Consider the following 11770-nt stretch of genomic DNA (forward strand, 5'->3'; position numbering starts at 1 on the left):
CTCAAGTTTACCAGGTTGAGGTTTTCATTCTTGCCAATGGTGGTAGTAAGCAGGTTAGCAAACTTAATCAGTTTTGCCTTGTGTATGCCAGCGGTTTTGACATATTTAAAGTAGAGCAACATGCCCCAGCCAGCCGCTAAGCGAGGCTGAGTATTTTGGGCACTTGCCAACAGCTTATCAAAATCACAACCTGTTTGCTTGACAGTGGTTCGGCTGTTCTGTACGTCAAAGTGATGGGGGTTTATCGCTCCCTTGATATTGCTGCGATTACTTGGGGTGGCAAGCACGTTGTTCCAGTAAATGTCTTCATAACAAACCGTTTTTACTACCTGCAAGTCTTTTAGCAAACTCCAAAAGCCACTCATATCAGCCGAGTTGATGTAGACCGAGTTCAAGTAGGGTTTTCTGTATTTACGGGCTCTCAGGCGCTTATTTTTCTCTAAGATAATGTTTTGAGTAGGAAACCAGTTTTCGGGTTTAAATAATGCAGGATTGAGTCTGACTTTACTTCCTGTTTTTACCCAGACAGGGTACTTTGCTGGGTTTTGTTCCGACAACTTGACGTGCTGAGCTGCCAGCCCTTTCAGATAATAGCCTAAAAACTCGGCACCACTACCACAGCTTGTCCCATTGGCAGGTCTGATAAGTGCCACATACTTTTTGCCATTCTTGCCAATAAACCCTTTGAGACTACCGTTGCAGCTTAGCCAAAACTGCAAAGATTTTTTTTGCATATTGCTTACACTAATGGCCTTGCCAGAGGGAGTCATTACCCCGTCATAGGTTTCTTGGGCAAGCGCAAGATTTGCCACTAATTCATTATCAGATACTTCAATGACCCTGGCACTCGCCCAAGCCCCAGTTTGACTCGCCACCCCCAGTACCTCCTCATACTTCGCTATCAGCTCAGAACTGGGGTTATCCAGGCACCTCTTTGGCAAAATTGCCCAACGAGCTGATAGTACCCGGTATATCAGTGCCCGCGCATAGTCATCTTTGGTGTTGACATTTGTCGCCTTGTTTTGCAAGTCAGCCCTGAAATCATTCGCCGTAATTTTGTGTTGCGCCAAACTACCCCCTACGGCAAGCCCGGTACTTTGCAGATAACTGGTTTTGATGCCCACCTTTTTGCCTTTGATCGACTTCACAAAATTGATCGTGAGCAATACCGTGTTTTCGTCCAACATCGATTGGGCGTACACCTTTTCTGTAAAGTCTTTGGTTTCCTGATTAAACCGGGTGGCGGCGTTGGGCTCTTCTACCATATCGGGGCTGCGGGTAATGATCACATACAGCGCTTTGCCCGTTTGCTTTTTCAGCAAGTCTTGCAGTTGCTCTATCTTGGTTTTGGTGTCCGCACTTACATAGTTTAAGCGGTCAATCAAATAGTTAGAAGCGACAGTGCGTGCTTTGAGGGTGTTGTGGGTAACTGCCCGATTAATTAGTTTGACCGAAGCTTCAATGTGGGCTTTTTGCAACGAATCGCGGTCGTTTGCCCAGGCTATAGTGCTTGCCCAGATGCTTGATAAAACAAAAAGGAGGAGTACCCGATGAAGTTGTTGTTTGAATGAATGCATGGTATGTATATATGCTTAAAATATCGTTGGTTTATTTCTTTGATTCCTTCTCGTAAAACTCTTTTACTAAATCATCAATGATCTTGTTTACTTCAGTCTCTATCTTGGCTTTGACCAACTTTAGCTTGTTTTGTGACAAGTCTTCCAACAGTTCTTCGCCCAAGCTCTCCATACTTTTCTTTACTTTTTCCAACAGTGTTCCAAATTTGCCAGGGTCATTGATATAAACCAGAATTTGATCGAATCGAAGCTTTTCAAAATCAAACTTTTGGTACACCTCCAGTAGCGTATTTACTTTTTCGTCAAAGGCTTTGGCCTTCTCGGTTTGGCTTATTGCCACGTGGGTGGTTTCAGGAAACAAGTCATTTTTTACCTCAGTGCCAGTAGTTTGTCCAGAGGGTGCCAGAGTGCTGTCAGCGCCGTTTACCTTGATCCTAAAACCTTGGTCTTCTATGACTACTTCTGCCCTTAGTTTTTGGTAAGCCAGCCAGTCTTTTTTCTTTTGGGCGGCTAGTTTTTCCTTCTCTGCTTTGCTTCTCCCTCGCAAGGCATCGAGTGCCTCCTTCAACAAATCCTTCAAATCTCTCAATAACTTCTCCAACGTATTTTTCACCATTTTAGCCGCTGCGCCCAACACCTTCCCACTGCCATCCTTGAGTTTTTTTGCCGCTTCAGTTAACTTCCCATCCTTCCAGTCTTTCTTCCCCTCCTCAATTGCCTTTTTGCCAATTTGGATAGTTTCCAGTAGCTCGGCTTTATCGGGACCATTGTAGTTTTTTACCCACTGTTCTACCTTTTTCAGTACCTGGTCTATTTTACCTACCACCTGGTCTATTTTATCCAGCCCTCGTTCTATTTCGTCAAATAAATTGTTGATTTCGCCCGTAAAGCTCAGGTACTGGTCGCGCCACTCGTCGGGTATGATTTGAGTGCCCGCCCCAGTGGTGGTCAATTCCCCATCGATGAGGCGTTTGTCGGTGTTGATCTTGATGCGGTCGAAGCGGGCAAACACCCTGGCTCCCTGAAAATAATTGATGTGGGTGTAGGCTCTGCCCGCAAACCAACCTCCCCCCAGGGGTTTGACTTCTACCAAGGTAAACTCAAAGTCAGCCGCCATGATCTTGTCGCCTACTCGCAAATTTGAGATCGGGCGCTGGTTGCTCAGGTCTACCACCAGGGGTTTGCCGCATTGTACTCCGGTGGGCTTGGGGGTGGGCATTCTAAAATCTACGGTGGCGGTTTCTTCGCTGCCAAAGGCGTTGCAGTTGGCGGTAAGTTTGAACGAATAGGATACTCCAGGTTCCATATCATTGATTTGGGTGCGATTGGAGAGGGCACGTTGGGTGTACCATTTATAGGCATCGCCTTCGCGTTTGAAGTGTACGGTATAACCTGTGTGGTCGGGCAAGGCATCCCAATCAAGCTGTACCTGGTAGGGGTTAAGGGCAGTCGCCTTTAAGCGAATCGGGATGGGGCAGGGTTTGCCATAACGAAACACCCGAATCTGGCTCACTCCGTCGTTGATAAACAAAGTTCTGCCCTGGGGGTCGCGCGCCTGGATGCGGATGGCGTACCATTTACCCAAGCCCAGCATAGGTTCGGCTTGCATGCCATAGTTGTAAATCAGGCTAGTTGTGCTGGTACGAAATATTTCGGGACCCAGGCAATTGAATATTTCGCCTTGAGATATTCGGCTGGCGGCTTGGTTATTTGCGTTTATATTCGCATATTGGTTTTGACAATCGGGGCGTAGCTCGTTCAATACTAATTCATACTCAGGATTAAATGGGGTGTTAGCTGGTCTTGTCCAACTGATCGGAATGGGTTTTAGGCTTTGATTGCTTCGATTGGTCTGACTCATCATTAACGGAAAATTCAGAATGGGTGGCTGCAAAGCAAATACCCGCAGTGTTTTCTCTGATAAAATATCTACATTGGACACCGACACGCTAGGGCGGTAACGATCTACAAATGAGAAGGTTAGCTTGTAGATACCATCAGGAATTCTTTTCGTCTTTAAATACTGCTGCCGAGAATACCCCTGAAAATCTAAGTTGCTTACATCGAAGTAATCCGACAAATCGGAGCCATTCATTGTTTGGCTAGGTCCCAAATCGAGCAAGGGCAAATAGTTAGCCCTGGTTTGGATGACAATTCCCCGCCCATCCATACTTTCCAATTTGATACGTAAATAACCCGCATAAGCGGTCACTCCATTTAATATAAGATGGAGAGTAAGGGCGCTAGAATAGCTATAGGAGTGTAAAAAGGGGCTATGAGGAGGACTGACTGTGGCGATTAACTTGACGCTATAGTTTCGTTGAGCAGTGGTGTGATCACTGGCTCCTAAAAGCAAAGCTCCCACAATTAGGAGGCACTTGAATAAATGGATGCGCATTACCTTGGTTTGGTTTAAGTAGTTGGTTTTGAGCTTTAGCCATTAGCTTTTTTGTTCCTGGCTTTTAGGCTCTGTCGAACTTTAACTGTTAGCCTTTTCTTTATCTTGGCTATTGACTGAAAGGCTATCGATTAGATATACCCATCTCAGTGGTGGTTTTGGACAGTTTTAACAAAAAATATTTTGAAAATGTGGAAAGGCAGGCAGTATTTGTTCAAAGGTACTCATTTCAAGCAAATTTACCCCAACAATTCGCTCTTGAAACTGTCGGGGTAAGGTTTAATTCTTTTTTTTGGTGTTGCGTCGTTGCGGTACTTTCCATTCGCGGCCTAAATCATCTAATAAGTCAATAAAATGTTGGGCAAGCTTGCCCTCTTTGAACTTCTTCCGTTGGCTAAAAAGCCAGTCACACAACGGTTTATTTTTGTCCCCAGGTATTACAAAATGTCCATGGGTATTTTTAAAATCTTTGAGTAATCGGTATTTACCCATCCATTGTCTCCTGATATATGTGCTCTTGCCCCCCCAATCAAGGTCTAGTCCTTCTTCTAAACGGGGGTGCTTTTCCTCTCGCCACTCCACGCCAAGTTTATCTAACAATTCAACCCGCGAAGAGGACAGCTTTCCTTGCTTAAACCTGCTACGTTGACCAAAAAACCACATTCTTAACGACTTGAGTGACCGATCGCTTTGGGGGATAATAAAGTGCCCATGCTTGTTTTTATACTCCTTTAACTCCTTATATTTCACCATCCATTTTTCCTTCGCCCTTCCTGCTTCTTGCTGCCAATCAAAACCTATTTCGTTTAACAGTTCGAGGCGATGAGGGAGCAAAGATGCCTTCATTAAACGCTGGGTACGCACCCACAAGCCAAGGGATTTAGTACTTGGGTCTTTTAGACTTGGAAAACAATGTCCATGTTTTTCTTTGTATAAACATAACTCTTCATAAGATTTCATCCATACGTCTTCTAAAGCTGACCAGACAAAACCTACCTTCTCTAACTGAGTGATTTGATCTGGTGAAAGAATATTTTCTTTGTATTTTCTTCGCTGTTCCTGCACCCAACTTATTAAACCTGACCATTCTTCTATATCACTGGTGACTACATTACAATGACCGTATTTAGCTCTAAACTTCAACAACTGTTCATAACGAGCCTCCCAGGAAAGCCTTCCCTTTCGCAAACGCCAAGTAAATCCTATGTTATCAAGCAGTTGTTTACGATCCCCTGAAATAGTATCTACTATCTTACGCTGCCTTGCCACCCACTTGGCTAGTTTCTGATCCTCAAAAGTGCTTGGAACATTGCAATGCCCATGGATTTGTTTGAACGACTGTAATTTCTGGTAGTAGTCTTCCCAGGGAAGCACAATTTGTACCTGCAACACCCAAGAGAAACCAATGGCTTCTAACTGTTTCACTTTATGCGCCGAAAGTTCTCCTTTTTTATAGTGCCCACGTTGCGCTCCTACCCATTTGGCAAGGCGTGGATTGGCTGGCCAACTATGAGGAACATTGGCGTGGCCATGGTCGTTTTTGAAGGCTACCAACTCTTGGTAATGTTGCTCCCAAGATTTAGGAGGAATCTTTAAAGGAGGGTTAATACGCCAAGTAAACTTGATTTGGTCCAGAAGGTTTTTGCGCCAGTCCGACATCTGCTGCCTTTTACGACGTTGTCCGCTCACCCAACGCGCTAAAGCTGGATTAGGTGCCCAGGCTTTAGGCACTTTGCAATCTCCATGCGTCTTTTTATATGCTTTGAGTTCCAGATAACGTACATACCAACGTTCATCTCTTATGTCCCAACCATAGGGTTTGCCAAAAGGGTAAGTCCATTCTTTGTCTTTCATAAGACCTAAAATAAGAAATATTTTGGAAATGTTTCTTGATTCACGTAGCTATTGACAGTTGCGTGACCTATTCATTACTTACAGCCTTGGGCATCGGTGATTAAGTATAGGGTAAATCTAGTAGATTTGTATAAACTATCGCTGACTTTTGACGGTGAAACAGCCGTTTTTGAAATAGCGCAGTTGTTTTTAAGACGACTTATCCGATGAGCTCAAAAATTTGCCAATGACTACTGCCATTACAAATACGGTGTAAAAATGACCAATCAATGCTACAATAATAACTAGCTTTTGAGACAGTTCAGAGGTGGGAATAATGTCACCATAGCCAATGGTTAAAAGTGTGATAAAACTAAAATAAAGGTAATCTGCATACTCTTTATTGACTGCAGTGCTGGTAAAGGCTTCTGACGAGCGATCCATAGTAAAGAACACAATGCTGGCTAAAACACCCAGCAGTATATAACCACAGAAGGCGGCACTGATCATTTCCAATCCTACCGCCTGTTGTTTTTGCAAAGCCTTGAGTATTTCATAACTGATTAGGGTAAAGTAAATGATATAAATCAGGGCAAACCCAAGCGACCCATCATAACCAATGAGGGGAATCAATCGGATAATGATGGTTACCAAAAATACCGCTCCCACTAATCGTTTTATTTTAATGGGCTCACGGATAAAAAGAATGAAACTAAAGGCAATATTTTGTACCAATAAAATGGTTTGTACCAGGTTTTTATCCTGCATAGGCAGGAATAAATCGCCGAATATAAGTACTAAAAAGCTACACAGAAAAACCGAAAAACGGCGATTGTACAGGTTATCTAACAAATAAGGCATTTTAAATTTGGCTTTACAAATGCTCCCCAACCAGACAAGTTGTTACCTCTTATATTTTACAACACAATGGTTTGTCTAAGGCTACTTTACCGACATAAAGAAGTTTTTCAAGCCACTCAAAATATTTTGCACCGCATAAGAAGCCAGGATCAGCCCCATTACCTTACTAATGATAATGATACCATAGTCTCCAATTCTTTTTTGTACTGCCACAGCGGCAAGCAATATAAGGGCAGTAAGAAAAACCACCAAAGCCACCAGTAGGGTGGTAACTATTTGTTGTTCTATAGTATAGATGTGGTTATCGGTCAATATTACCACCGACATAATAGCCCCCGGAGAAGCTATAGAAGGAATAGCAATAGGAAATATCGTCACGTGTTTATAATCAGTAATCAGTTGTTTTTCTGACTCAGGCTTGCTTTCACCAAAAATCATGGTAAGCGAAAATAAAAATAAAATCAATCCGCCCGATATTCTAAAGGCATCAAGAGTGATGGACATGCCTTCTAAAAAAAACTGCCCAATAACAATAAAAGCCAATAGAATCATAAAAGCAATGAATGAAGCCCTCACAGCTATTTTCTTTTTATGCTTCTTGTCAAAATCTTTAGTCGCTTCCAAATAAACAGGCACAGAACCAATGGGGTCGAGTACTGCTACAAGAAAAAGAAAACTATTAATTAACTCGCTCATCTATATTTGCTTTATGGGTCCACACTATCCTTATCACAATGTCTTGCAAAGTTATTCATTTTTGTTAGCAATTACTTTACAAGACATTTTTTATGTTAAACAAAAAAGGGGATGGAGTGTTTTATTGTTTAGGCACTATTATGTCCGTATTCTACATCATACAATACCCACCCTAAAATAAGAACAATACCGTCTTAGAATAATTACTTGACAAGTCACAAGTAGGCAATATTTATGACTGTTTTACCCAATTTCTATTTGTATATCTTCTGCGATAACTGCAGAAGTTGAAGCGTTTTTGAATAAAGCCTAAATTTATTACAAGGTACTTTATTTTGTCTCCTCTCCCCTATTTTTTTAGAACATTGGGTGGGTTTAGTATATACCAGTACTACAATTTATTAGAGCTAATTGATGCCTGCTTTTGAGCTATTTCTGTCTGTCTTAGTGTTTATGTTGTTTTATAATTTTTAATTATGTTAAGTATAGTATTCCAAAAAATATACCCATTGATTTTTAAAAATCAATGGGTATATCCAATACATTAAGTTCATAATAAACTACTCTTCAAGCACAAGCACCTCGGTGCGTCGGTTGAGCTGATGCTGAGTTTCGTTACAAGGTACACCGTCTGGGCAAGGGGTAACTAATTTTGTTTCACCAAACCAGTCCACGATAATGCGTTGGGGGCTAATGCCACGACTCACTAAATATTGCAGCGCTGACTGCGAGCGTCTTTGCGACAATTGCACATTGTATTTAGACGTATTTCGCGAGTCAGTATGCGACGAAAGCCCAATTCGCATTTTTGGGTTTCGATACAAAATAACCAAGAGCTCATCCAGGGTTTTTACTGCGTCTGGCCGGATAAAGTATTTGTCTAAGTCATAATAGATTGTTTTTACCTGAATAACCTTGGTAGAGTCCCAACCTCTGCCTGGTGGCGTCCGCAATATATTGCCTCCCCTGCTTGGCTTGCCTGTTTTGCGTGCAATGATAGGTGGACCCAAGGCAATTTTAATAGTATCTACTATTTTACGGTCTTGGTTTTTACAATCAATCAATTGTTGATGGGTAATTTCTATGGTTTTGGGCACATACCCCTCTTTCGAAGCAGTAATCAAATAGTTCGTGCGTATTTTAGTTTGTAGAGTAAACAAGTACTTGCTTGCGTTTACATGAATGACCTGTTTCTTGGTATCTTCTTCGTGGATTTCAAGGTGAGCCCGATCAATCATTCTGCCTGTCACAGAGTCTACCACTACCGCAGCTATTTTACAGGGATGTAGCTTAAAGTAATAAATATCATCGTCTCCCACTCCCCCGTCACGATTAGAGCTAAAGTATCCTTCGTTTTTATCAGTGTCCATGATAAAGCCAAAATCATCTTTGCTGCTATTCACAGGAGCACCCAGGTTTTCAGGAGGGGCAAAATGTCCATTGATATTACGTGCAAGAAATATGTCCAGTCCACCCAGTCCAGCATGCCCATTAGACGCAAAAAACAAGTTATTATCGGCGTCTAAAAACGGAAACATTTCATTTCCTTTGGTGTTAATGCTAGAGCCCAGGTTTTGGGGTGGTCCCCATTGTCCTGCCTGAAGCGTACTCTTAAAAATATCGGTTCCTCCAAGCGAACCAGGCATGTCAGATACAAAATACAACGTAGTGCCATCGCTGCTTAAGGTGGGGTGTCCTACCGAATACTCGTCATCGTTGTAAGGAAACTCGGTAATCTCAGCAAACTTATCGCTCACTATGGTAGCAAGGTAAAGCTTCAATTTATTTATCCCTTCTTTACTCTTTTTAAACTTGCCATTGTAATAATTATTCCGGGTAAATACTACCGAGTTCTCTCCATTATAAAAACTCAAAGGTCCTTCATGGTAACGAGAATTAAGGTCCTTGTGAAAGGGTTCGGGAGAAGTCACTCCTCCCCTGGTATAGTACAAATCCAGGAAACGATCACCGTTCCACCCATGTTTTTCTTTTTTATCTTTTCTTTTATCCTCATCAGGCTCTCTACTAGAGCAAAATACGATGCCATTACGGTAAAACATAGGGCTAAAGTCTGCCTTTTTTGAATTAAATGGTGCCAGCCTTACCTCATATTTACTGGCATCTTCATAAAACTGCGCCAGGTTTTTATAGGTTTGTTCAAATACATGCCCACGTTCGTCATGCCCAACTTCTTTGGCGTATATTTTATACCACTTTCTCGACTCTTTGTAACGTCCATTCATGGCCAATGCCTGGGCATAATACAACTTGTTGGTAGGGTTGGTATTAGGGTGGTTTACTACCACTGAATACCATTTTTCAGCATTTTTACTGTCATTTACCTTCCGATAAGAATGCGCCAGGTTCTCTTGTGCCTCTTTATTACTAGAGTTTTTTGCCAAGTAGGTTTCGTATAACTTAATGGCCTCTTTGTAATTAAATTTTGTAAACTCGACATTTGCTTTACGCAAACGGGTACGTTGTGCCTGTACCCACATCGAGCACATTAAAATAATAATAAGCAAGACTCCTTTTTTCATTCCTGTAGTTGTTTTCAATAGCACTGGGTAATGGTTAAGTTTATTTAGTTACTATATGTGATTAATTTATTGTGAGTAGCTTGAGTCCACTTGTAGCTAATTGCACCCAAGGACTTGCTACCGCTTAGCAGTTGATCATTGACTTTTAGTGATCTGGAAAAAATAAGATGTGCCAATTCAAGAAAATATATTGTTCTCAGACGATTCAAAAAAAACGGTGCATAGCCAAAGCTATGAAGCTTTTTTTTTGAGAAGAATGAGGGCAATAGATACACTTTAATGGCTCAAATTATTTATGAAAGATCACTTATTAAAAATAACGAGGGGTCAATATCTTAGTTTTGTCTTTACCCGCCCCAAACTCTACGCGTAGCATTATTTCATGACTACCTGAATTGTACCTCCCCAACTGGGTGAGGGTAAATCATACGCATACCCTACCGAGATATTATTTGAAATACGGGCTTCAGCCAATAAGTTTACGGCGTCTCCTATTCTATAAGAACCTCCTACCGCAAATCGGTCAAACAACCACACATTGGCGTTTATGTCTATAGAAAAAGGGGCACCCGACACATATTTGGCAAGCAGCGAAGGACGTATTTTCACTGTAGGCGATACATCAAACACATAGCCTGCTGTAATAAACACGTGCCTCGATTGACGGGCATTAGAAATATTGCCGTCCGCCAGGTCCCAATTGATCAATTGAGGAACAGACAATCCCGCATAAAACCTGTCTGTATAATAATACAAACCAGTACCAAAATTGGGCAAGGTCTTATTGATGTTCTGGTCAAACGCCGGATCGGTACTCGTAGGGTCTACCGAAAAGCGTACATCAGTAAAATTAGCCCTGAACTGGGTAATGGCCGCCTGAATACCCATGGCCAATACTCCAGTGTTAAACCTAATTCGGAAAGCATAAGAACCAATCATTGAGAAATTATTGGTAATGCCTATTTTGTCATTGACCAGGGTCAAACCCAAGCCAATGCGATCTTTGATAAGGGGCAAATGCCCAGAAAGCGTTTGGGTAACCGGGGCTCCTTCAATACCTGTCCATTGTTTACGAAACAACCCCGTAACACTGAATACATCGCGACTACCTGCATACGCCGGGTTAATTGCCAACCCATTAAACATGTACTGGGTAAATTGTACGTCTTGTTGTGCCTGTCCTTTCTGCACCGACAGCAGGCTAAGCCCCCAAAATACCAAAAGGCTTAATAAACCATATTTTTTAATGTGCATCATAGTTTGCCTGTTCGTTTTTAATGTATTGTTAAGTTTTATGTTTGGATAACCTCAACCCTCACAAAGCAAGGGGTGAGGTTGGTATATTCTATCGTTGTAAAATCAAATAAGCAGCCGATGGCTTTTGACCATTGTTCAAGTCAATGACATAATAGTAAGTTCCATCTGGCAAACGTTGCCCGCTTAGGTTACCCTGGTTGGCAAATCCGTTCCAGTCATTTTTATAATCCTTATTAAAGTATACCCGACTTCCCCAACGGTTGTACACACTAAATGTTACCTGGTATTTTTCCACTCCCAAAATCACATAAGTATCGTTCTTACCATCATCATTTGGCGAGAAGCCATTTGGAATAAATATTTGTCCACATTCAGTCACATTCACGATGAGCAAGGCACTGTCACACTTACTAATAGAAGCGTCATCACATACCTGATAAGCCAGGGTGTCAATTCCCACAAAATCCTCACGAGGCGTGTAAGTAAACCCACCGTCTGCTTCAAGTATAACTACTCCACGACGATGGTTAATAATGAGCCTACCATGCTTTTTTCAAGGTATTGGTGTTGACATCCACATCATTTAGCATACATTGCCCGTGAGCACC

At 42.0% G+C, this 11770-nt stretch carries 7 protein-coding genes and 1 pseudogene; all 8 read right to left on the reverse strand.

Annotation, left to right across the window (positions count from 1 at the left end):
* Positions 1 to 1577, reverse strand: a pseudogene (locus M23134_RS36580) (polymorphic toxin-type HINT domain-containing protein); the annotation flags it as partial.
* A gap of 31 nt (positions 1578 to 1608) precedes the next feature.
* Positions 1609 to 3975, reverse strand: a complete 2367-nt coding sequence (locus M23134_RS36585) for a fibronectin type III domain-containing protein (RefSeq protein ID WP_002705946.1) — start codon at positions 3973 to 3975, stop codon at positions 1609 to 1611.
* Between the two features lie 279 nt (positions 3976 to 4254).
* Positions 4255 to 5829 (reverse strand): helicase associated domain-containing protein, encoded by a 1575-nt coding sequence (locus M23134_RS36590; protein WP_002705948.1) that lies wholly within the window; start codon positions 5827 to 5829, stop codon positions 4255 to 4257.
* 189 nt (positions 5830 to 6018) lie between these two features.
* Positions 6019 to 6669, reverse strand: coding sequence for a potassium channel family protein (locus tag M23134_RS36595; RefSeq protein ID WP_157558831.1), 651 nt, complete (start codon positions 6667 to 6669; stop codon positions 6019 to 6021).
* An 81-nt stretch (positions 6670 to 6750) separates the two neighbouring features.
* Entirely contained in the window at positions 6751 to 7365 is a 615-nt protein-coding gene (locus M23134_RS36600; protein WP_002705952.1) for a MarC family protein, read from the reverse strand.
* 560 nt (positions 7366 to 7925) lie between these two features.
* A complete protein-coding gene (locus tag M23134_RS36605) occupies positions 7926 to 9905 on the reverse strand; it encodes an OmpA family protein (RefSeq protein WP_082226781.1) in 1980 nt (659 codons plus the stop codon).
* Between the two features lie 375 nt (positions 9906 to 10280).
* Positions 10281 to 11162 carry a PorP/SprF family type IX secretion system membrane protein gene (locus tag M23134_RS36610; RefSeq protein WP_002705955.1) on the reverse strand — a complete coding sequence of 294 codons (882 nt, stop codon included), beginning with the start codon at positions 11160 to 11162 and terminating at the stop codon, positions 10281 to 10283.
* 88 nt (positions 11163 to 11250) lie between these two features.
* The gene (locus tag M23134_RS36615; protein WP_082226782.1) at positions 11251 to 11697 is read right to left on the reverse strand and encodes a T9SS type B sorting domain-containing protein; all 447 of its coding nucleotides are present in this window, start codon (positions 11695 to 11697) and stop codon (positions 11251 to 11253) included.
* Between the last annotated feature and the right edge of the window lie 73 nt (positions 11698 to 11770).

Origin of the sequence: Microscilla marina ATCC 23134 (assembly GCF_000169175.1) — a bacterium.
Taxonomy (GTDB): domain Bacteria; phylum Bacteroidota; class Bacteroidia; order Cytophagales; family Microscillaceae; genus Microscilla; species Microscilla marina.

Coding starts and splice junctions, on each gene's coding strand:
- M23134_RS36590 (WP_002705948.1), bottom strand. CDS start 5,829: ATGAAAGACAAAGAATGGACTTACCCTTTTGGCAAACCCTATGGTTGG.
- M23134_RS36605 (WP_082226781.1), bottom strand. CDS start 9,905: ATGAAAAAAGGAGTCTTGCTTATTATTATTTTAATGTGCTCGATGTGG.
- M23134_RS36595 (WP_157558831.1), bottom strand. CDS start 6,669: ATGCCTTATTTGTTAGATAACCTGTACAATCGCCGTTTTTCGGTTTTT.
- M23134_RS36585 (WP_002705946.1), bottom strand. CDS start 3,975: ATGCGCATCCATTTATTCAAGTGCCTCCTAATTGTGGGAGCTTTGCTT.
- M23134_RS36610 (WP_002705955.1), bottom strand. CDS start 11,162: ATGATGCACATTAAAAAATATGGTTTATTAAGCCTTTTGGTATTTTGG.
- M23134_RS36600 (WP_002705952.1), bottom strand. CDS start 7,365: ATGAGCGAGTTAATTAATAGTTTTCTTTTTCTTGTAGCAGTACTCGAC.